General features: G+C 71.6%; 22 protein-coding genes and 1 riboswitch. Of the genes, 6 read left to right on the top strand and 16 right to left on the bottom strand.

Annotated elements, in window-relative coordinates; translation table 11 throughout:
• Positions 1-36 precede the first annotated feature (36 nt).
• On the bottom strand, positions 37-588 hold the full coding sequence (locus tag IW249_RS25675) for an AAA family ATPase (RefSeq protein ID WP_196923096.1): 552 nt from the start codon (positions 586-588) through the stop codon (positions 37-39).
• Between the two features lie 59 nt (positions 589-647).
• Between IW249_RS25675 and IW249_RS25670 the strand changes: the two genes are divergently transcribed.
• The gene (locus IW249_RS25670; protein WP_196923095.1) at positions 648-1,643 is read left to right on the top strand and encodes a tyrosine-type recombinase/integrase; all 996 of its coding nucleotides are present in this window, start codon (positions 648-650) and stop codon (positions 1,641-1,643) included.
• 6 nt (positions 1,644-1,649) lie between these two features.
• On the opposite strand, the gene IW249_RS35070 is transcribed toward IW249_RS25670, so the two are convergent.
• The 5 genes from IW249_RS35070 to IW249_RS25645 all read right to left on the bottom strand — a co-directional run bounded on the left by IW249_RS35070 (position 1,650) and on the right by IW249_RS25645 (position 7,116).
• Positions 1,650-2,324 (bottom strand): fasciclin domain-containing protein, encoded by a 675-nt coding sequence (locus IW249_RS35070; protein ID WP_196923094.1) that lies wholly within the window; start codon positions 2,322-2,324, stop codon positions 1,650-1,652.
• Positions 2,325-2,414: 90 nt separating this feature from the next.
• Positions 2,415-4,517, bottom strand: coding sequence for a M14 family zinc carboxypeptidase (locus IW249_RS25660; RefSeq protein WP_196923093.1), 2,103 nt, complete (start codon positions 4,515-4,517; stop codon positions 2,415-2,417).
• A 114-nt stretch (positions 4,518-4,631) separates the two neighbouring features.
• Entirely contained in the window at positions 4,632-5,432 is an 801-nt protein-coding gene (locus IW249_RS25655) for an MBL fold metallo-hydrolase (RefSeq protein ID WP_307788705.1), read from the bottom strand.
• Positions 5,429-6,229: an alpha/beta hydrolase gene (locus tag IW249_RS25650; RefSeq protein ID WP_196923092.1), complete on the bottom strand. Its 801-nt coding sequence runs from the start codon at positions 6,227-6,229 to the stop codon at positions 5,429-5,431. The genes IW249_RS25655 and IW249_RS25650 overlap by 4 nt, the downstream gene beginning before the upstream one ends.
• A gap of 107 nt (positions 6,230-6,336) precedes the next feature.
• On the bottom strand, positions 6,337-7,116 hold the full coding sequence (locus IW249_RS25645; RefSeq protein ID WP_196923091.1) for an endonuclease/exonuclease/phosphatase family protein: 780 nt from the start codon (positions 7,114-7,116) through the stop codon (positions 6,337-6,339).
• A gap of 183 nt (positions 7,117-7,299) precedes the next feature.
• Here IW249_RS25645 and IW249_RS25640 point away from each other — a divergent pair, with 183 nt between their 5' ends.
• Together IW249_RS25640 and IW249_RS25635 are read left to right on the top strand one after the other, a co-directional pair.
• Positions 7,300-8,073 (top strand): sulfite exporter TauE/SafE family protein, encoded by a 774-nt coding sequence (locus tag IW249_RS25640; RefSeq protein ID WP_307788704.1) that lies wholly within the window; start codon positions 7,300-7,302, stop codon positions 8,071-8,073.
• On the top strand, positions 8,073-8,855 hold the full coding sequence (locus tag IW249_RS25635; protein WP_196923090.1) for a GNAT family N-acetyltransferase: 783 nt from the start codon (positions 8,073-8,075) through the stop codon (positions 8,853-8,855). The genes IW249_RS25640 and IW249_RS25635 overlap by 1 nt, the downstream gene beginning before the upstream one ends.
• Positions 8,856-9,002: 147 nt before the next feature.
• Here the strand turns inward: IW249_RS25635 and IW249_RS25630 are convergent, their stop codons facing one another.
• Both IW249_RS25630 and IW249_RS25625 read right to left on the bottom strand, forming a co-directional pair.
• Positions 9,003-9,512, bottom strand: a complete 510-nt coding sequence (locus IW249_RS25630; RefSeq protein WP_091398002.1) for a peptide deformylase — start codon at positions 9,510-9,512, stop codon at positions 9,003-9,005.
• A gap of 32 nt (positions 9,513-9,544) precedes the next feature.
• Positions 9,545-10,738: a chorismate-binding protein gene (locus tag IW249_RS25625; protein ID WP_372433000.1), complete on the bottom strand. Its 1,194-nt coding sequence runs from the start codon at positions 10,736-10,738 to the stop codon at positions 9,545-9,547.
• Positions 10,739-10,861: 123 nt separating this feature from the next.
• Between IW249_RS25625 and IW249_RS25620 the strand changes: the two genes are divergently transcribed.
• Positions 10,862-11,062 carry a DUF5999 family protein gene (locus tag IW249_RS25620; RefSeq protein WP_007460326.1) on the top strand — a complete coding sequence of 67 codons (201 nt, stop codon included), beginning with the start codon at positions 10,862-10,864 and terminating at the stop codon, positions 11,060-11,062.
• A 150-nt stretch (positions 11,063-11,212) separates the two neighbouring features.
• Here IW249_RS25620 and gcvP read toward each other — a convergent pair whose 3' ends face one another.
• The 3 genes from gcvP to IW249_RS25605 form a co-directional block, all read right to left on the bottom strand.
• Positions 11,213-14,035, bottom strand: coding sequence for an aminomethyl-transferring glycine dehydrogenase (gene gcvP / locus IW249_RS25615; RefSeq protein WP_196923089.1), 2,823 nt, complete (start codon positions 14,033-14,035; stop codon positions 11,213-11,215).
• 73 nt (positions 14,036-14,108) lie between these two features.
• Positions 14,109-14,207, bottom strand: a riboswitch (glycine riboswitch).
• A gap of 74 nt (positions 14,208-14,281) precedes the next feature.
• Positions 14,282-15,124: an NAD-dependent protein deacetylase gene (locus tag IW249_RS25610; protein WP_196923088.1), complete on the bottom strand. Its 843-nt coding sequence runs from the start codon at positions 15,122-15,124 to the stop codon at positions 14,282-14,284.
• Positions 15,125-15,216: 92 nt separating this feature from the next.
• Entirely contained in the window at positions 15,217-16,284 is a 1,068-nt protein-coding gene (locus tag IW249_RS25605; RefSeq protein WP_196924954.1) for a MerR family transcriptional regulator, read from the bottom strand.
• Positions 16,285-16,402: 118 nt separating this feature from the next.
• Between IW249_RS25605 and IW249_RS25600 the strand changes: the two genes are divergently transcribed.
• Positions 16,403-17,059 (top strand): NAD(P)H-binding protein, encoded by a 657-nt coding sequence (locus tag IW249_RS25600; RefSeq protein WP_196923087.1) that lies wholly within the window; start codon positions 16,403-16,405, stop codon positions 17,057-17,059.
• Positions 17,060-17,083: 24 nt separating this feature from the next.
• Complete coding sequence (locus tag IW249_RS25595; protein ID WP_196923086.1) at positions 17,084-17,362, top strand: DUF1905 domain-containing protein; 279 nt, start codon at positions 17,084-17,086, stop codon at positions 17,360-17,362.
• A gap of 46 nt (positions 17,363-17,408) precedes the next feature.
• On the opposite strand, the gene IW249_RS34825 is transcribed toward IW249_RS25595, so the two are convergent.
• From IW249_RS34825 to IW249_RS25570, 5 genes are all read right to left on the bottom strand, one after another.
• Positions 17,409-18,104: a DivIVA domain-containing protein gene (locus IW249_RS34825; RefSeq protein WP_269215337.1), complete on the bottom strand. Its 696-nt coding sequence runs from the start codon at positions 18,102-18,104 to the stop codon at positions 17,409-17,411.
• 52 nt (positions 18,105-18,156) lie between these two features.
• Entirely contained in the window at positions 18,157-19,338 is a 1,182-nt protein-coding gene (locus IW249_RS34820; RefSeq protein WP_196923085.1) for a globin domain-containing protein, read from the bottom strand.
• A 2-nt stretch (positions 19,339-19,340) separates the two neighbouring features.
• Positions 19,341-19,739, bottom strand: a complete 399-nt coding sequence (locus IW249_RS25580; protein ID WP_196923084.1) for a group I truncated hemoglobin — start codon at positions 19,737-19,739, stop codon at positions 19,341-19,343.
• A gap of 258 nt (positions 19,740-19,997) precedes the next feature.
• Complete coding sequence (locus IW249_RS25575) at positions 19,998-20,594, bottom strand: MerR family transcriptional regulator (protein ID WP_196923083.1); 597 nt, start codon at positions 20,592-20,594, stop codon at positions 19,998-20,000.
• A 159-nt stretch (positions 20,595-20,753) separates the two neighbouring features.
• Positions 20,754-21,218 (bottom strand): bifunctional nuclease family protein, encoded by a 465-nt coding sequence (locus tag IW249_RS25570; RefSeq protein ID WP_030327706.1) that lies wholly within the window; start codon positions 21,216-21,218, stop codon positions 20,754-20,756.
• Between the last annotated feature and the right edge of the window lie 56 nt (positions 21,219-21,274).

Below are 21,274 nucleotides of genomic sequence, written 5' to 3'. Positions count from 1 at the left end.
GTTGACCACATTCGGGGCAGGTGGCACCGGGCGACGTCATGTCGCGCACGATACGTGTTCCTCGATCAGGGCCACCCGTGTCCGCACCGGTCCGGCTGGCACATCGACCAGCTGGTGCCCGTGTTCCTCGTACACCTCCTGGTGCAGGCGGGCGAAGGTCAGCGCGTCGGCGTAGCTGATTCGGCGCGCCGCGGTGTGGCGGATGAAGCCCAGCGGGCTGATCAGGAACACCGGGCGTTGGTACGTGCGCTCACGCATGATGCGGTCCACCTCGGCGGTCAGCGCCGGGCCGATCGGTCTGCCCAGGTGGCGGGCCAGTGCCAGGGTGTACAGCGGCGACCGGTCGTAGAACTGGACCGGCTGACGCGCGTCGGCTCCGACCTGCCGGTGGTGTTGCAGCGCGACGACGGCGTCGACGAAGTCGCTGTCGTGCCACGGCTCGGCGTACCCCTGTGCCTGCCTCTCGGCGATGAGGTCGGTGGCGGCTTCTCGGACGGTGACGTGTCCCCTGTGGTGCAGCGCCTCGATCGTGGTTGTCTTGCCGGCGCCGGGCGCTCCCGTGAGGACGTACCGCCGTGGTTCTGGCATCTTCTCCCCCTCTCTCGGCCCCCTTCCGGGAAACCCGAAAATGCTGCATAATATCCCTTATGCATGACAAACAGGACGAATCGCTCGCAGTGCTGATCGAGGAGTTCCTGACCGCGCGGGCCACCCGCAAGCCCTCCCCGCACACCCTGGCCGCGTACCGCAGGGATCTGCACGCGGTGGCCACCCTGGTCGCGGAGGCTGCCACCCCTCCCCTCCCCCTCGACGCGCTGTTGATCACCGACCTCTCCCCCCGGGTGATGCGGGCGGCCTTCGCCCGGTTCGCCGCTCCCCGGGCGCCCGCGTCGGTGCATCGAGCCTGGTCCACCTGGAACAGTTTCTTCACGTTCCTGGTCGCTGACGGGTTCGTGGCGGGCAACCCGATGCCGGCGGTCGGGCGTCCTCGGGCGCTACTCCCCCAGCCGAAGCCGTTGCGCGGCGCGGACACCCCCGAGGTGTTGCTCGCGTCCGTCGCGCGCGACGACGGTCGGCAACGCGACCCGTGGCCGGAGCGGGACGTGGCGGTGTTGGCGGTGGCGCTCTGTGCGGGGCTGCGCCTGTCGGAGCTGTTGGCGTTGCGCGTCGACTCGCTCGGCGGTCGGCCCGGTGAGCGGCGGGTCGAGGTGGCGGGCAAGGGTGGGCGGCCTCGGGTGGTGCCGATCGAGGCGGATCTGGACCGGGTGCTGCTGGACTACCTGGACAGTCGGGCGCGGCGCTTCGGTTCGCGGTCGGTACGCCCCGACTCGGCGTTCCTGGTGGATCGGCGTGGTGAGCCGTTGCGCCGTGGTGGCCTTCAGTATCTCGTCGAGTCGTGTTACCGGCGGGCCGGCATCGGTGACCGGGTGCCGCGTGGTGCGCGGCTGCACGCGCTGCGGCACACCTTCGCGACCCGGTTGGCGGAGGACGGTGCGAGCGCGGCGGAGATCATGCGGTTGTTGGGGCACGCGTCGTTGGCGTCGTCGCAGACGTACATCGAGGTGACCGCCGGGCAGCAGCGTGACGCGGTCCGCGCCAACCGGACCAACCGCGCGCTGGCGGGTCTGGTGCCGCCCGGGTGAGGGTGGTCAGTGTGCGCGGTGGCCGGTGCCGTCGGCGGTGACCGGCAGTGGGCCGAGGACGGCGTCGATGATGTGGATGCGGGCGTTGGTGGCCTGGTAGTCGGCGCAGACCGCGTCGGCGCGGTCGCCGAGGCGGGCGGTGGGCCCGGTGTGGGTGACGGTGACGGTGACGCCGTCGAGGGTGGTGGCGGTGCCGGCGTCGACGAGGTCGGCGATCGGGTGGGTTCCGCTGATGAGGTGGGCTTTCAGCAGGGTGCGGAGCTGGTCGGTGTGGTGGGTCATGAGGTCGTCCCAGTTGTCCTCGGAGAAGGTGGCGGCGAAGGCGTCGTCGGAGGGCGCCAGGACGGTGACGCCGGTGGGCAGGTCGGTGAGGACGCCGCTGGTGCGCAGGGCCGCTTCGAACGTGGTGAGGGTGGGGATCCAGCGCAGCGCCTGGTCGACGGGTTGACCGGCGAGGAAGCTCGGGTTGCCCGGCTCGGTGCCGGTGGGCAGGGCGGCGCAGAGTGGACCGGTGACCTGCGGTCCGGCGGTCGCTGCCACGGTATCCGTGCGGGGAGCCGCGGAGGTGCCGGTGCAGGCGGCGAGCAGCAGGGTCGGTAGGAGCAGGCCGAGTGCCAGTCGGGCGTTGTCCGGGCCGCGGAGCCGTCGGGGGTGGCGTGGTGGGGTGGCGGGTTGCGACACGGCGGCCTCCACGGGTGCGGGGTGGGTGGTGAGGTGCCGGCGGCGGGGCGTTGGCCCGCGCCGCCGGCACGACGGTTGGCTAGTCGTCGGTCACAGTGCGGCGCACTGGGTGGTGCGGGGGCCGTGGACGGTGTTGGCGATGCCGAGGTTGTGCGGGGTGGGGTTGTTGCCGGTGCAGCTGAGAGGGCCGCGGATGGTGGTGCCGGCGAGCACCGGTGCGTCGGTGCCGGTGGTGTTGCTGGAGAGGTCGGTGGGGCCGGCGATGGTGGCGTCGATGATGGAGATCGTGTCGGTGGTGTTGGCGATGCGGACCGGGCCGTTGATGGTGCTGTCGGCGAGGAGGACGCCGGCGGCGCCGGTGGCGGTGAGGGGGCCGCTGATGGTCGTTGCGGTCGTGACGAGCGCCGCGCCGGCCCGGACGGTGACCGGGCCGTTGATGGTGGCGTCGTCGGCGCAGGTGAAGCCGGTGACGACCAGGGGTCCGTTGCGGCGGCCGGTGAGGGTGGGGTGGATGCGTTCGCCGTCGGTCAGCTTCTCCACGCCCTTGGGGTCGAGGAGCAGCGGGATGAGGCCGCGTTCGGGTTGGTTGAGGGGGACGTAGTGGTCGTCGCCGATGGTGATGACCTTCCAGCCGTGGGCGGCGATGCGCTGGGCGACGGTGGTGCCGACGCCGCCGGGTCCGTCGGTGCGGGCGCCGTTGTACTGCGCGTCGGTGAGTTTGTAGGCGCAGGGCGGGGTGTCGAGGATCAGGTCGGCGGGGGGCGCGTCGAGTGGTGGTGGGCTGTCGCCGGGGTGTGGTGCCGGGTGGGCGGGGATGGGGCGGGAGCCGCGGAAGACGAGTCGGCCGGTGTTGGCGGCCTGGGTTTCGATGGCCTCGGCGCGGGAGTTGAGGATGTCGGCGCGGTCGGCGCGGTGGTAGTCGAGGAACTGGTGGAACGTCCACAGGGCGGAGTAGGTCTTGCGGCGCCGGTTGTTGGCGGTGTTGCCCTCGTCGGGGCGGGTCTGGCCGCCGGAGCTGCGCAGTTCCAGCAGGGAGTTGGTGACGTTTTTGAGCCCGAGGGTGTTGCGCAGGATGGTTTCCTCGCTGAGGCCGACGTTGCCGCCGCCTTCGCAGCCGTAGGGGCAGGCCCACCAGCCGGCTTCGGCGCCCTTGGCGTACATGTGGCCTTCGATCATGTCCTGGGACTGGTCGAAGATGGGTTGGGCGACGTTCTGGTGCCGTGGGGGCAGCATCGGTAGGTCGCCGGCGCGGGAGTTGCCGAACTCGTGGCCGTCGTAGCCGGCGACGGGTCGGTAGTCGCGGACCATTGTGATGTACGCGGTGGTCTCGGGTTGGCGGATCAGGGAGTAGTCGCGGTTGAGGTCCTGGCCGGTGGAGTTGCCGCGGGTGTTGTTGGCGCGGCCGTCTCCGTTGATGGTGGGGACGATCAGGACGGTGGTGTGGCTGAGCAGGTCGGTGATGCGGGGGTCGGTGCTGAAGGCGAGTTGGCGGGCCATGATGAGGCAGGCTTCGCGGTCGCCGGGTTCGTTGCCGTGCACGTTGCAGTTGATGGCCACGGGTGCGGTGGCGGCGACGGCCGCGGGGGTGGCCGGTGGGGTGGGGTGGCCGATGACGAGCATGTTGATGGGTCGGTTCTGCACGGTGCGGCCGAGTTCGACGACGCGGACGCGGTCGCTGAGGGCGTCGATGGCGGCGGTGTAGGCGTACTCGTCGGTGTCGCTGGTGTATTGCGCGGCGTGGGTGGTTTCCCAGCCGGTGCGCAGGCCTTCGCCGGGGGTGTCGGGGTTGCCCCAGGGTGCGGTGGTGGTGGCGGTGACCGGGTCGGAGTAGGGCTGTTCGGTGGTGCCGGTGCGGGCGCGTACGCGCCATTGGAAGGTGTCGCCGGGGTTGTAGCCGGCGTCGGCGAAGGTGGGTGCCTGTTGGTTGATCTGGCGGTTGGGTCGCCAGATGCCGACGATGGTGGGTGCGCCGGTGGGGGTGCCGTTGGCGTCGACGGGGGTGCGTTCGATCTGGTAGTCGGTGGCGCCGTCGACGGGTTGCCAGGCGAGGGTGGTGTATCCGTCGGCCTGGTGGGCGGTGAGGGCGGTGACCTGGTCGGGTGGTGCGGCGGTGGCGGGGGTGGGTGCGGCGGTGGTGAGGGTGATGGCGATGAGGGTGGACACGGCGATGAGGGTGGGTCGCTGGCGTCTCATGTGGCCTCCGACGAGTTGATCGTGGCGCGTATCGACCAGCATGATCGTCGGAGTTCGTCGATGCAATGATCTTGAGGGAATCTTGCGGCTCGGCGGTCCGCTCCCCCGCCCGTGTCAGGCGTCGATGGTGGTGGGTTCGCCCGGTGGGAGCCAGTGGATGCTGTCGCGCACCGGAGGCGGTGCGGCGGTGAACACCCGTTCGATGGCCTCGCGGGGTTCCTGGAAGTGCTGCCAGCCCTCGTAGTGCACCGGGATCACGGTGTGGGGCCGAAGCTCGGCGCACAGTTTCGCGGCTCGCCGGGCCGTCATCGAGTAGCGCAACGGCCCGGTGACGGGGAATCGCACCCCACCTAGGTGCAGCAGCACCGTGCCGACCTGGATGCGGGTGGCGACTCGGCGTACCCGGCGGGTCAGCACGGTGTCGCCGGTGACCCAGAGCGCGCCGTGTTGTTGCCCGGCCCAGCGCAGGGCGAAGCCGATGACGGTGCCGACGATCGGGCCGCTCAGCGGCGGGCCGTGCCGGCACGGCGTGGCGGTCACCTCGATCGTGGGTCGCCGGGGGTGCGTGAGCCGGGTGCTCTGCCCGGCGCGCAGGCCCCGGGTGTGGGGGCCGAGCCGGCGTGCCCCGGGCACGGTGGTGAGGACCGCGCCCGCACCGCTGAGGAGCGCCCGGCCGTCGTCGTCGAGGTTGTCGCCGTGGTGGTCGTGGCTGAGCAGGACCGCGTGGACCGGCCCGAGGTCGGCGGCGGGGATCGTCGGGCCGGTGAGCTTGCGCGACGAGGTGCCCCAGCCGAACGTGTAGCGCCGCCCGGGTGGGTCGAACGTGGGGTCGGTGAGCAGCCGCCACCCGCCGACCTCGATCAGCGTGGTGGGGCCGCCGATATGGGTGATCCGCACCTGGTGTGCGGTGCTCACCGGGCGTGCCGCAGGGCCCAGTCGAGGGCGACGTCGGCGATGCGCTGCCAGCCCTGCTGGGCGGGCAGCAGGTGCGCGTACCCCTCGAAGAGCTCGACCTCGGTGATGGTGTCGCCCCGGTAGAGCGCGGCGTTCGCGCGTTGCACGCTGGGCGGCATGATGTGGTCTTCCGAGCCGGAGATGAACAGCAGCGGCGCGCGCTGCTCGTTGTGGTAGTCGACGGCGATGTCCTGGGGGCCGGGCAGCAGGTTGGCCAGGACGCTGTCCCAGAGGATGCCGCCGGCGGCGGGGATGGCGTAGCGCTCGTACAGGGCGCGGGCTTCCTGCTCGTCGAAGGTGTTGGTGAACGCGTAGTTCCACTGCTCGAAGGTGAACCCGACGGCGCGGTGCCGGTTGGCGGGGTTGCGCAGCACCGGGAAGGTGGAGCGCAGTTGCGAGAAGGGGATGTTGCGGACCCCTTCGGTGGGTGCCGAGTTGAGCACGACCGCTGAGGCGCCGTACCCCCGGTCGAGCAGCACCTGGGTGAACGCCCCGCCGGCGGAGTGGCCCATCAGGATCGGCGGCGTGGGCAGTGCGGCGACCACCTCGGACAGGTGCGCGATGACCTGCGGCGCGGTCAGTGTCTCCAGGGGGCTGGGGTCGGCGTTGATCGCCTCGACCTCGCCTTCCAGACCGGGGTAGGTGGGGGTGAGTACCCGCAAGCCCTTGTCCTGGTAGTGGGTGACCCAGTTTTCCCAGCTGCGGGGGGTCACCCAGAATCCGTGGATGAGCACGATCGTGTCCGGCGTGTCGCTCATGGTCAGCTCCGTGATCGTCGGGGGTGGCGATGGCGCAACGGCGGTGGTGTCGGTGAGCCCACCCTAGACATTGGTGAGCCGCGATGTGGCCGGTTGGGCGATGATGCTCAGCCGAGGTCGATCATCAGGGGGCGGTGGTCGGAGATGGTGGACGCCGGCGTGGTGACGGCGCGTACCGGTGGGAGGGCGGAGAGGGCGTGCCGGTCGGCGAGGATGTGGTCGAGTTGGACCCGGGGCTGCCCGGAGGGGTAGGTGGGGCGGCGGCCCAGGGGGTGCCAGCCGGAGATGAGCCGGGCCGCGCCGGCGGGCAGGTTGAGGTCGCCGAGCAGGACGCGGGGCCCGGGTAGGGCGCGCAGGGCGCGGACGGTCTGGCGTAGTTGGCGGGCGTTCCAGCCGGGCACGAACGACAGGTGGGTCGCGGCGACGGTGAGGGGGCCGTGCGGGGTGTCCAGGACGGCGGCGAGGACCACGCGGGGTTCGTCGTGCAACAGGATGAGACCGCCGCGGGGGCCGGGCACGTAGACCGGTGAGCGTACGGGCGCCGGCTTGAGTCGGGTGACCTGCCAGCTGCGGACGGGGTGTCGGCTGATCAGCCCGATGCCGTAGCAGGGTTCGCCGTGGCCGTCGTCGTCGTGGCGCAGCGGGCGGAACTGTTCGCCGGGGGTGCCGACGACGGCGGCGGCGAAGCGGTGGTGGGGGGCGTCGAGGGCGCGGGCGGCGATGGCGGTGAGGTCGAGGTTGCCGCTGCGGCGTTGGTCGCGGTCGACCTCCTGCAGGGCGAGCACGTCGGCGTCGAGGGCGCCGATGGCGGCGGCGAGCCGGTCGGAGTCGACGAGCCCGTCGGTGAGGGACCGTCCGTGCAGCAGGTTGAAGGTGGCCAGGCGCACTCCTGCACCTTACGTGCCCGTGGCATGGTTGCCGGGTGGTGAAGGTGTTGCTGTGCTCGGTGCTGGTATTCGTGGCGGTCGGGGCGTTGGGGGTGTGGTTGCGGCGTACGCGGGGTCGGTGACCCGGTGAGGCTGGCCACTCGGGTGCCGCTGCGGCGCGTCGGGTGGGCAGAATTGCCGCCCGTGGACGCCGTGACTCTGAGTACCCTGCTGGCCGCCGCCGCGATGGCCGGGTGGGTCGATGCCGTGGTCGGTGGTGGCGGGTTGTTGCTGCTGCCGGCCTTGCTGGTGGCCGCCCCGGGGTTGCCGGTGGCCACCGCGCTGGGCACGAACAAGCTGGCCGCGATCTTCGGTACGGCCACGGCGGCGGCGACGTACGCCCGCCGGACGAAGGTGGACTGGCGGGTGGCGGGCCCGGCGGCGGGGTTCGCGGTGCTCAGCGCGGGTGTCGGCGCGGCGCTGGCCGGGTCGGTGCCGGCGTCGGCGTACCGGCCGGTGGTGCTGGTGGTGCTGGTGTCGGTGGCGGTGTTCGTGCTGCTGCGTCCCCGGATGGGGGTGGTGGCGGCGCCGGCGAAGCGCACCCCGCTGCGGGTGGCGGCGGTGATCGCGGTGGCCGGGGTGGGCATCGCCCTGTACGACGGGTTGATCGGCCCGGGCACCGGCACGTTCCTGGTGTTGGCGTTCACCGCTCTGGTCGGCGCGGACTTCGTGCACGGCTCGGCGATGGCGAAGGTCGTCAACGCCGGCACGAACCTGGGCGCGCTGGTGGTGTTCGGGGTGACCGGGCACGTGTGGTGGCTGCTGGGCGCCGGCATGGCGGTGTGCAACATCGCCGGTGCGGTGCTGGGGGCGCGGATGGCGTTGCGCCGCGGCTCGGGGTTCGTGCGGGTGGTGCTGCTGGTGGTGGTCGTGGCGCTGGTCGCGAAGCTGGGCCATGACCAGTGGGTGGCCCGCTGATGCCGGTGCGGGCCGAGCACGACCGGATGGTGCTGGCGCGGTTGCTGGGGCGTGACCCGGTGCTGCACGCCTACCAGTTGGGTGATCTGGACGATTTCTTCTGGCCGTACACGTCGTGGTTCCGCCGCGATGACCAGGTCGCGTTGCTGTACCACGGGAGCGACCTGCCGACGTTGTTGGCGTTCGCCGCGCCGGCGGACACCGCGGCGTTGTCGGTGTTGCTGGCGCAGGTGGCGCCGGTGCTGCCGGCCCGGCTGTACGCGCACCTGTCCCCCGGTCTGGCCGACGCGTTTTCCGGGTCGTTCCGGTTGGCCTCCGGCGGTCGGCACCACCGGATGGCGTTGACCGACCCGGCGCGGCTGGGCACTGTCGCCCCGGCGGGCGTGGTGCTCGGCACGGCGGACCTGCCGCAGGTGCGTGCCTTGTACGCGCAGGCGTACCCGGGCAACTGGTTCGACGAGCGGATGATGCAGACCGGGCAGTACCTGGGGATACGCGACGGGGGTGCGGTGGTCGCGGTGGCCGGGGTGCACGTGTTCTCGCCGGCGTACCGGGTGGCGGCGCTGGGAAACGTCACGACGCATCCGCGCTGGCGGGGGCGAGGGCTGGGCGCGTCGGTGGTGGCGGCGTTGTGCGCGCGTCTGCGGGAGAGCGTGGAGCACGTGACGCTGAACGTGAAGGCGGACAACGTGGCAGCGGTGCGTCTGTACGAGCGGGTGGGTTTCACCCGGGTCGCCGACTACGACGAGTGGACGTTGACGGCGCTAGGGCCTGTTTCATAAGAACTGGCCGGCCTGCGGCAGGCCCGGACGACGACCGGCGGCGTTGCGGTTTCGTCCGGATACAACACCGGTATCCGAACAAAACCGCGCCTTGCCGGATCGCCGCCCGGACCCCGCCTCGGCTCGACCGCCCTTATGAAACAGGCCCTAGCCGCGGCGGCTGGGTGAGTCGAAGCGCCCGGCGCGGATCTCGCGCAGGGCGCGGCGGCGGGTGTCGCCGCGCAGGGTGTCGACGTAGAGCTTCCCGCCCAGGTGGTCGGTCTCGTGTTGCAGGGCGCGGGCCAGGAACCCGCTGCCGGCGATGGTCAACGGCTCGCCGTGCTGGTCGACGCCGTGGGCGGTGGCGTGCAGGGCCCGCACGGTCGGGAAGTACAGCCCGGGGATGGACAGGCAGCCCTCCTCGTCGTCCTGGAGCTCGTCGGACAACTCCAGGGTGGGGTTGATGAGGTGGCCGCGGTGCCCGTCGGCGTCGTAGACGAACACCTGGGCGCTGACGCCGATCTGCGGTGCGGCGACGCCGGCGCGGCCGGGGGCGCCGAGCAGGGTGTCCATCAGGTCGGTGACCAGGGCGCGCAACTCCGCGTCGAAGGTGGTGACCGGTTCGCATCCGGTGCGCAGAACAGGGTCGCCGATGATCCGGATGGGCCGCATGGTCATGGGAGACAGCGTATCGCCGTGGGGTGCCGGGGTCAGCGCCCGGCCAGGGTGGCGCGGATCGGGGTGGTCTTCGCGGCGGCCTCGGCGACCTCGGCGCGTGCGTCGCTGTCCCAGGTGATGCCGCCGCCGGCCCAGGTGTGCAGTCGCTGGCCGTCGGCGGCGGCGGTGCGGATGGTCAGGCCGAGGTCGACGTGGCCCGGGGTCACCCAGCCCAGCGCGCCCATGCTGGCGCCCCGCCCGACGGGTTCGAGGGCGCTGATCTGGGTCAGGGCGGCGAGTTTCGGGGCGCCGGTGACGGAGCCGCCGGGGCAGGTGGCGCGCAGCAGGTCGGCGAGGCCGAGGCCGTCGGCGGCGGCGGCGCGCACTGTCGACTCGGCCTGCCACAGGTCGCACCAGCGGCGGACGGCGAACAGGTCGTCGACGGTGACGGTGCCGGTGCGGGCGATGCGGGCGAGGTCGTTGCGTTCCAGGTCGACGATCATGATGTGTTCGGCGCGTTCCTTCGCGCTGGCGAGCAGTTCGGCGCGGCCGGCGGCGGTGGCCGGGCGGGTGCCCTTGATCGGTCGGGTGATCACCTGCCCGTCGGTGACCTCGACGAGGGTTTCCGGGGAGGCGCAGCCGATGGCCCAGCCGTCGCCGGTGAGCACGCCGCCGTAGCGGGCGCCGGGGAGCGCGCCGAGGCGGCTCAGGGCGGGCAACGGGTCGCCGGTGTAGGGGGCGGCGGCGTGGCCCACGAGGTTGCTCTGGTAGACGTCCCCGCGGCCGATGGCGGCGCGGACCGCGTCGACGGCGGCGGCGTGCTGGTCGGGGGTCCAGCTCTCGACCCACTCGCCGAGCCACCACTGTCGCGGCGGGCCGGGCCGGGTGACCCGGGTGGTGTCGTGCTGGTAGACGACGACGGCGAGGTCGGGCAGGGTCGGCGCGGGCTCCGGTGCCCCGGTGGGGGCGCCGGCCAGCAGCGCCCCGGCGGCGGCGGACAGGTACAGCGCCGCGCCGCAGACCCCGGTGCCGTGCGGCCCGGTGGCGGGTCGGGTCAGGTCGTGCAGGGGCAGGCCGTGCGCGGCGAGGAACTCCTCGGCGAGGGCCGCGGGGTCGCCGCCGTCGCCGCGGGACCAGTGCAGGCGGGCGCGTTCGGTGAGCGCGCCCCGGCACGCGGCCGGCGCCGCGGGTACATCGACCAACCACTGTGGGAGCGTTTCCACGCCGTACGGTCCAACCTTCCTCATCCGTTCAGTGGATTTCCCGGGCACCAGGCGGGGACCTGCTCGATGCTGGACACTTTCGCTTGGTACTGTGCGTCACTGGTCATGTGAACCATGACACAGTGCCCCCACAGTCCGGAGAACCCGATGTGCCAGCACCAACCGACCTGCCCCTCCGCTGAAGCCACCGACCGGGAAGCCGCGCGGGTCCTCGCCTGCTTCCGTGAGCAGGGCTGGAGCCTGCTCTGCAACGGTGTCATCGTCTTCGAGGACACCGGCGAGCTGCTCCCCGACGGCAGCAGCATCGCACCGCACCGCGGCCCCGCCCGCCACGCCCTCGTGGCCTGACCGACCACTCAGCGTCACCGTTTAGCCGCCGTCGACCCAGGCTAGTCCCCCGGTAGGGGACGTCCCCGCCCAGGTCGCAGCGGCTGCCGGGGCAGGCCGTACCGCCCGCCCCGGCGCGCCGTCGTCAGTCCTCGACCGGCTGCGGCGTTGTCAGTCCTCGAACGCCTCCGGCGACGGGCACGAGCAGACCAGGTTCCGGTCGCCGTACGCGCCGTCGATGCGCCGCACCGGCGGCCAGTACTTCCCGGCCCGGTCCACCCCGGCCGGGTACGCGCCCACCGACCGCGGGTACGCGTGCGACCACTCGTCACCGCTGACCATCGCCGCGGTGTGCGGCGCGTTCGCCAGGGGGTTGTCCCCCGCCGGCCACACCCCGGAACCCACCTGCTCGATCTCCGCGCGGATCGCGATCATCGCGTCGCAGAACCGGTCCAGCTCGGCCAGGTCCTCGCTCTCGGTCGGCTCCACCATCAGCGTCCCCGCCACCGGGAACGACATCGTGGGCGCGTGGAAGCCGTAGTCGATCAGCCGCTTCGCCACGTCGTCGACGCTCACACCGGTCGCCTTCGTCAACGGCCGCAGGTCGAGGATGCACTCGTGCGCCACCAGGCCCTTGTTGCCGGCGTACAGCACCGGGAAGTGCCCGCGCAGCCGCGCCGCCACGTAGTTCGCCGCGAGGACCGCCACACCGGTGGCCCGGGTCAGCCCCTCGGCGCCCATCATCCGCAGGTACGCCCACGGGATCGGCAGGATGCCCGCCGACCCGTACTTCGCCGCCGAGATCGCCGGCGTGGCGTCGGCGTGCGCGCCCAGCGGGTCACCGGGCAGGAACGGCGCCAGGTGCGCGCGGACCGCCACAGGGCCCACCCCGGGGCCACCGCCGCCGTGCGGGATGCAGAACGTCTTGTGCAGGTTGAGGTGCGACACGTCAGCGCCGAACTTGCCGGGCTTGGCGAACCCGACCAGGGCGTTGAGGTTCGCCCCGTCGACGTACACCTGCCCGCCGGCGTCGTGGACCTTCGCGCACAGCGACGCGATGCCCGTCTCGTACACGCCGTGCGTCGACGGGTACGTCACCATGATCGCGGCGAGCGCGTCGCGGTGCTTGTCGATCTTCGCGTCCAGGTCGACGAGGTCGACGTTGCCGTCGTCGTCGCAGGCCACCACCACGACCCGCATGCCGGCCATCACCGCCGACGCCGCGTTCGTGCCGTGCGCCGACGACGGGATCAGGCACACGTCGCGGTGCGTCTCGCCCCGCGACGCGTGGTACGAACGGATTGCCAGCAACCCGGCCAGTTCCCCCTGCGAACCGGCGTTGGGTTGCACGCTCACCGCGTCGTAGCCGGTCACCTCGGCCAGCCACGACTCCAGCTGACCGATCATCTCCCGGTACCCGGCGGTCTGCGCGTCCGGCGCGAACGGGTGGATGTTCGCGAACTCCGCCCAGCTGACCGGCTCCATCTCGGTGGTCGCGTTCAGCTTCATCGTGCACGACCCGAGCGGGATCATGCCCCGGTCCAGGGCGTAGTCGAAGTCCGACAGCCGCCGCAGGTAACGCAGCATCGCCGTCTCCGAGTGGTGGCTGCGGAACACCGGGTGGGTGAGGAAGTCGCTGCCGCGCGTCAGGTCGACCGGCAGGGCCGCGTCCACGGCCCCGTCGAACGCGGGCACCCCGAACGCCGCCCACACCTCCCGCAGGTGCGCGTCGGTCGTCGTCTCGTCGCAGGACACCCCCACCCGGTCGGCGTCGACCAGCCGCAGGTTCACCCCCCGCTGCGCGGCCGCCGCGACGACCTGCGCCGCCGCGCCCGGCACTGTCGCGGTGACGGTGTCGAAGAACGCGACGTCCGCGACGTCCACGCCACCGGCGCGCAACCCGGCCGCGAGCCGCGCCGCCATGCCATGGGTACGCGTCGCGATGTCCCGCAGCCCGTCCGGGCCGTGGTAGACGGCGTACATGCCGGCCATCACCGCGAGCAGCACCTGCGCGGTGCAGATGTTGCTGGTCGCCTTCTCCCGCCGGATGTGCTGCTCACGGGTCTGCAACGCCAACCGGTAGGCCGGGTTGCCGTCCGCGTCGCGGGACACCCCGACGAGACGCCCGGGCAGCATCCGCTCCAGGCCCGAGCGCACCGCCAGGTAACCGGCGTGCGGCCCACCGAAGCCCATGGGTACGCCGAAACGCTGGGTGGTACCGGCGGCGATGTCCGCGCCGATCTCCCCCGGTGCGCGCAGCAGCGTCAACGCCAGCAGGTCCGCCGCGACGGTCACCAGGGCGCCGACGGTGTGCGCCGCCTCGACCAGGCCCGCGTGGTCGCGCACCGCCCCGGACGCCCCCGGGTACTGCAGGTGCAGACCGAAGAACTCCGCCGGCAACTCGTCACGCTCGACGTCGAGGACCCGCACGTCGATGCCGAGCGGCTCGGCCCGGCTGGTGATCACCGCGATGGTCTGCGGCAACGCGTCGGCGTCGACGACGTACACGGCGCTCTTGCTCTTGGAGGCCCGCCGCGCGAGGGTCATCGCCTCCGCCGCCGCGGTGCCCTCGTCGAGCATCGAGGCGTTCGCGGTGGTCAGGCCGGTCAGGTCGGTGACCATGGTCTGGAAGTTCAGCAGCGCCTCCAGGCGGCCCTGACTGATCTCCGGCTGGTACGGCGTGTACGCCGTGTACCAGGCCGGGTCCTCCAGCACGTTGCGGCGGATCACCGCCGGGGTGTGCGTGCCGTGGTACCCCAACCCGATCATGGAGACGGCGACGGTGTTGCGGGACGCGAGGGCCCGCAGCTCGGCGATCGTCTCGGCCTCGGTGGCCGGGTCGGGCAGGTCGAGGGTGCCGTGCCAGCGGATCACCTCGGGGATCGCGGCGTCCATCAGCTCGTCGATCGAGTCGTGACCGACGACCTCCAGCATCCGACGCTCATCGTCGGGGCCGGGACCGATGTGACGGGTGGCGAACTGCTCTACGGTCATCAGGGGCACTCCCGGGGCGAGGTCGACGTGTCGGCCTCCCCCTCTGTCGCACCCACAGGGGCACTCCACAGTGCCTACCCACGAGGTCCTTTTGCCTGAGAGGTTCCGGGGAGGATTTGCCCCTTCGGCGCCGCCCTGCGTGCTGTCGGGCGGTCTCTCCCACGTGGGTGTTACCGGCGCGCTCAACGCTACCAGCGTTGGTGTTTCCGGCGGATGTCCTCCCCCCGGGGCCCCAGGGCCCTGCCGTCACACCTTGAGCGGGGCTCCAGCGGCGACCCGGGCGGCCAACTGCGGCAACACCGCGCCCAACGGGGCGTCGACGCACACGGTGGCGTGGCCGTCACCCCGGGTCGGCCCCTGGTTGACGATCGCGACCGGGATGCCCTGTTTCGCGGCCCGAATCACGAACCGGCGCCCCGACATGACCGTCAACGACGACCCGAGCACCAGCAACGACCGGGCCTGCCCCACGGCGGCGAAACACCGCGACACCCGCTGCGGCGGCACCGTCTCGCCGAAGAACACCACGTCCGGTTTCAACATGCCGGTGCCGCAGATCCCGCAGTCCACCGGCCGGAACGCCGCCACCTGCTCATCGGGGAGATCAACATCACCGTCCGGGTTCACCGCGGCGACGCGGGCCACGAAATCCGGATTGGCCTCACGCAGCCGCCGGTCAAGCTCCTCCCGGGAGGTCAGGTTGCCGCAGTCCAGGCAGGTCACCTCGTCCAGGCGGCCGTGCAACTCGATAACCGACGGGCTGCCGGCCGCCCCGTGCAGACCGTCGACGTTCTGAGTGATCACCGTGTCGACCAGACCAGCGTGTTGCAGCGCCGCCACCGCCCGGTGCCCGCCGTTGGGCGCCGCGCCCGCGATCAACCGCCACCCCAGGTGGCTACGCGCCCAGTAACGCCGCCGGGCCAGGGGGTCCCGGGTGAACGCCTGGAACGTCATCGGCGTGTGCCGTCGCGCCACCCCGCTGGGCCCCCGGTAGTCCGGAATTCCCGACTCGGTGGACAGGCCGGCGCCGCTGAGCACCACCACCCCACCACCGGCCACCAGCGAGGTCAACGCGTCGAAACTCTCCATCACCTCTCCATGCTGCCTCAACCCGTCCGCCGACGCCGAGCCCCGCGCCGGGTGGGCGACCCCACCCGACGCGGCCCGACGTCGACGACCCTCTACGCCGCGACGACGTCGGCGACGACGCAGGCGACGTTGTCCGGCGCCCCCTCGGCCCGCGCCAGGTCGATCAACGCCCGCACCGTGTCCCCGGGATCGTCCGTCGCGGTCAACGCCGACAGCAGGTCGCCCCGGGCGACGACAGCGGACAACCCGTCGGAGCACAACAGGTACCGGTCACCGGGCAACGCCGTGCGCAGCGCCAGATCCGCCTCGACCTGCCGACCGCCGCCGAGGGCGCGCACCAGCACCGCCCGCTGGGGATGCGCCGCGGCCTGGTCCCGGTCGAGCCGGCCCTGATCGACCTGGGCCTGCACCCAGGTGTGATCCTGCGTGAGCAGCGACAGCTCACCACCGCGCAACAGGTAGGCGCGGGTGTCACCGACGTGCACCAGCCCCAGCCGGGAACCGCTGAACAGCAACGCGGTCAACGTGGTGACCGGCTGGTCGACGTCGGTGGCCAACCCGTGCACGGCACCGTCGGCGTCGCTCACCGCGCCGGCCAGCATCGTCAGCAGGTCGGCGGCCGGCACGCCGCTCAGTGCCAACGGCTTCAGGGCGTCGACGGCGGCGGCGCTGGCCGCCGCGCCGCCGGGCCCCCGCATACCGTCGGCCACTGCCAGCAACCGCTCGCTGGCGTACGCGGTGTCCTCGTTGCTGTCACGCACCAGCCCGGTGTCAGCACCGGCGGCGCAGCGGACGACAACGACGGAATTCGGGTCAGACATGGTGGTGCCCCCTTCAGAGAGGTGATCCACGAGGAGGGTGGCGAGCCGGGCGCGCGCCGCGGTGTCCGCGCTGACCTGCCGCCAGTACGCGCTGATCGCCTCGGCCGCCGCCGCGGGCTCCAGGCCACACACGACCCGGACCGTCGCCAGCGGCATACCGAGCCGACGCAACTGGGCCACCAGCCGGGCCACCGGCAGCTGAGCCGGGTCGTAGAGCCGGTAACCGGACTCCGGATCGACAGCGGCCGGCACCAACAGCCCACCCCGGTCGTACAGGCGCAACGCCTTCGGCGTCAGCCTCGCCGCCCGGGCGAACGCCCCGATGGTCATCAGCCCCACGTCGACATCCTCCTCGCGCCGGTCACGGCGACCGGCACCCACCAGGCTCAGGGTTACCCGAAGGTCAAGGTCAAGCCGGCGCCGCCGCCGGCACCCGCGGCGCCGGTAGGTTGGGCGCATGCGCGTCGTCATCGCCGGAGGCCACGGCAAGATCGCCCTGCTGCTGCAACGTCACCTCGTCGGGCGCGGCGACACCGCCGTCGGCCTCATCCGCAACCCCGAGCAGACAGCGACGCTGCGCGCCGCCGGCGCCACCCCCGTCGTCTGCGACCTGGAACACACCGAGGTCGCGCAGCTCGCCGACCACCTGCACGGCGCCAACGCGGTGGTCTTCGCCGCGGGCGCCGGCCCCGGCAGCGGCGCCGCCCGCAAGGACAGCGTCGACCGGGCCGCCGCCGCGCTCCTCGCCGACGCCGCCACCCGCGCCGACGTCCACCGCTACCTGCTCGTCTCCTCCATGGGCGTGGACGACCCACCCGCCCCCGGCGGCGACGACGTGTGGGCGGCGTACCTGCGCGCCAAACGCGCCGCCGAGGACGACCTGCGCGGCCGCGACCTGGCCTGGACGGTGCTACGACCCGGCCGGCTCACCGACGACCCACCCACCGGGCGGGTCACCCTCACCCCACACGCCGGTCGGGGCGCGATCAGCCGCACCGACGTCGCCCACGTCCTCGTCGCCCTGCTCGACGAACCGCGCACCACCGGCGCGACACTGGAACTCGTCGACGGGCCCACCCCGATCGCCGAGGCCGTCCGCGCCGCCGCCAGCTGACCGACCGTCGCGCCGAGGAGAGCCATGGACCCGCAACCACTGGACTACCACTTCACCGCGCCCATCGAGAAGGACGGCGCGTTCGCCACGTACGTGACAGTGCCCGACTCCGCGAACCTGCTCGGCACCCGACGCGCCGTCAAGGTCACCGGCACCATCGACGGGCACCCGTTCAACGCCACCCTCATGCCCTCCGGCGCCGGCCCCCACTGGCTGCCCATCCGCGCCGCCCTGTGCAAGGCCATCGGCAAGAGCGCCGCCGGCACCGAGGTCACCTTCCACCTCGACCAACGGCTCAGCTGAGCCGAGTGGGGTCCGCTGACGTGCGCGGACCCCACTCGGCGACGACTCAACGCTGCTGGTGGCGCGGCAACGCCGACTGCCCCACCACACCACCCACGAACGGCGCCCCCGGCGTCTCCGCCGCGATCCGATCCATCGTGCGCGCCAACTGCTCACTGCCGTCGTCGAGATGCCGCGCCGCCGCCTGCATGTGCGACACCATCATCTCCCCGAAGATCCGCAACGCCTCCCGGGTCGCCACCGTGTCGTCGAAGCTCGGCCCCGCCGCGCTGCGGTACTCCGCCACCGCCCGCTCCGCCTCCTGCTTCGCCTCCGCCTCCGCCGCCTGCAGGTAACTCTCGTACTGCACCCGGGCGTACTCGGCGACCCGACGCGCATAGTCATGCGCCTGCGCGATGATCTGCTCGGCCTCCCGCTGCGCCGCCGACAGCAGATTCACCTCCCGCGCCGCCGGAACCTTCGCCGCCGCACCCGTACTCGGAATCACCCCGTGCCGGTGCAACTCCACCCGGTCGGTCAGCCGCTCATTCTCCGCCCGCAACGTCGCGATCTGCGTCGCCAACAGGTCCAACTCGTCAGCGACCTGCATCCGGAACCGGTCCACGTCGGCGTTGTCGTACCCACGCCGGGCGAACGACGCCGCACCGAACTCCCACCGCCGAACCCGATCGGCGGTCATCCGCACCTGCACACCGCCGGAAACCTGCACCCCGTCATACCGACTGATCGGTGTCGCGCTCACCTGTGCAGACCTCCGTTCGCGACTGCGGGGCTCGCAAGCTCACTCCTCGCGCTCACCTGTGCCCACCTCCCGAAGCGTCACCCGCAACCGACTGCTGCACCGCCGTCCGCCACGCCGCGCCGTACCACTGCGCACCCAGGCCCTCGTGGTGCACCTGACCCTCGTGGTAACCCGCCTGCACCAACGTCCGCACCGCGTGCGACACCATCTCGTCCGACCCACACACGAACACGTGCCGGGAACGCCAGTCACCGTCGGCCAACGCCCGGTCCACCGCCTGCACGAACTCACCCGGCCGGTGCACGTCGGCACCCACCACGTACGTCACCGTCAACCACGGATACGACGACGCCAACTTGTCGATCGCGTCGCTGTCGTAGAACTCGCTACGGGAACGGGCCCCCACGTAGAGGTCCACCCGCCGGCGGGAACCCTCCGCGGCCACCTGCTCCACCAACGCCTTCACCGGCGCCCAACCGGTGCCCGCGACCAACAGCAACAGGTCACTGGAGCCCGCCGACCGCAACCCCAACCGGTCCCCCACCGGCGCCGCCAGGTGGATCCGATCCCCCACCGCCGACCCGTACACCAGCCGCGACGACACCGCGCCACCCGGCGCGGCCCGCACATGCAACTCCAACGTGCCGTCCGCCCGCGGCGCGTTCGCCGGCGAGTAGTACCGCCACGACCGCACCGACGGGTGCGACACCCCGATCGACTGACCCGGAGTGAACGGCAACAGGTACTGCGGACGCACCGTCAACACCGCCACGTCGAACGCCCGCCGCTCGTGCGCCACGATCTCCGCCACCCACCACGGCGGATTGACCGCCTCAGCGGCCTGCGCGGCCTCGATCATCACCTGGGCGACCAACCCGTACGCGGCCGTCCAGTCCGCGGCCAACTCGTCGGTCCACTGCTCGGCGAGGAAATGCTGCAACGTCGCCACCAGCGCCTCACCGACCGCCGGGTAGTGCTCCGCGCGGACCGCGAACTTGCGGTGATCCGCGCCGAGGTCCTGCAGGAAACCCACCAGCCGATCCACCTGGTCCACGTTGGACACGATGTGACCCAACGCGGTCACGAGGCGGTCCCGCTGACCGGCCATGTTCGTGGGGAACATCTGCCGTGTCTCGGGATGAGCGAGGAACAACGTCGAGTAGAAGTAGAGCGGCACCTGGTCACCGTGACCGGCGACCACCGACCAGCTCTGCTTGAGGCGAGCCGCGTCCACGCTCAGACGCCCGACCTGTTCCCGGCAGCCACCACCTGGCCCTGCACCTGCCCCAGCACAGTCTGCACGTCAGCGAGGATGTCCGCCGGCACCCCCAACTCGGTCAGCGTCACCGTCAGGTGCTCGCCCACCTTCGCGTAGTGCTCCACAGTGATGTTCAACGGCTGGTGCGCCTCGGCCAACCCGCGACCCGTGTACTCGTTCGGGCCACCCAGCACGACGGTCAACATCAACGCCAGATGCCGCCGCTGAGCCGCCATGTCCACGTCAGCGAAGTAGCCCGCCAACTCCGGGTCCGCGAGCACCTTGTCGTAGAACAGCTCAACCGCCGCCTTGACCGAACTGGCACCGCCAATGCGGTCGTAGTGCGAGGCGGGAGCAGTCTCTTCCGTAACCGTCACGGTCGTTCCTTCCGGGGTGAAAAGGTCCAGAACCGTGAGGGACCATAGCGTGTCAACCGCCTCCGGTCAGCGCCCCCTTATCGGATTCCCGACAACACGGCACCACGCTACGTCACCACTACCGACGGGTATCTCCACAATCGGCCACCGAAACGACACCCACAGTATCCACAGTGGACCGCATCCGCCGAAGGACCCCGTAAACCGTCACCGACGGTCGCGAGACAACAACAGAAAAAAATCCGAAAGTTCGAACGGTCAGCCGGCGCGCCGCCGCGCTCGCCGCGCCGCCAACTCGTCACCCACCGGATCCGAACCCGACGCCACCGCCGGCTCCACCGGGCCGCTCGTCGCCGGCTCCGCCGGCAGATGCGACAACGACCCCTGGATCTCCTTGAAAGCCCCACCGATCGCGATGCCGAAGACCCCCTGGCCACCCTGCAACAGGTCGACCACCTCCTCCGGAGACCGGCACTCGTACACCGTCGTCCCATCAGAGATCAGCGTGATCCCCGCCAGATCCTCCACACCACGCGACCGCAACGCCTCGATCGCCTTACGGATGTTCTGCAGGGACACCCCCGCATCCAACAACCGCTTCACGACCTTCAACACCACCAGGTCCCGGAACGAATACAACCGCTGCGTCCCCGAACCCGAGGCATCACGAACGCTCGGCACCACCAGCGTCGTCCGCGCCCAGTAATCCAACTGCCGGTAACTGATACCCACCGCGTGGCAGGCCGTCACACCCCGGTAGCCAACCGAACCATCACCCTCAGCCGCCACACCTGGCGACGAGGCACCCGACTCGTCGAACTCTGCACCCGGATCGGAATCCCGCGGCTCGTGCATCCGGACAACCTCCCCGTCAGTGTGGCGACGCATCGTTTCCGGGACGCGCACCCCTCGACATGGAAACCCTATCGCCACCGTCAGGGGTTACCACGGAGGAACCGACGCGACACGCCGCGCAGCCACCAGGAAAGATCACCAACCGAGCCCGGGCACACCTCAGCCCGCGAAATCCTCCGGACGCACCTGCTCCAGGAACTCGCGGAACTTCTCCACCTCGTCCTCCTGCTCGTCAGGGATAACGATCCCCGCCTCGCTGAGGACCTGCTCCGCACAACGAATCGGCGCACCAACCCGCAACGCCAACGCGATCGAATCGCTCGGCCGCGCCGACACCCGCACCCCATCGCCGATCAACAGATCCGCGTAGAAGACGTTCTCCTTCAGCTCGGTGATCTCCACCGCCTGCAAGGGCGCCTTCAACGCCGCCAACACATCCCGCAGAAGATCATGGGTCAACGGCCGGGCCGGCTTGACCCCCTGCTGCTCATAAGCGATAGCCGTCGCCTCGACCGCGCCGATCCAGATCGGCAGATAGCGGTCCCCCTCGACCTCCCTGAGCAGGACGATCGGCTGGTTGCTGGGCAGCTCCACCCGAACTCCGACCACGCTCAGCTCGCGCACCGCCGCCTCCGTGTCGTTGTCACCTACGCCGCACCGCGCCCTTCCCTGCACGGTAC

Source organism: Micromonospora vinacea, assembly GCF_015751785.1.
Classification (GTDB): domain Bacteria; phylum Actinomycetota; class Actinomycetes; order Mycobacteriales; family Micromonosporaceae; genus Micromonospora; species Micromonospora vinacea.
Note: the sequence above shows the minus strand (reverse complement) of the source record. Positions and strands in the feature narration are given on the sequence as shown.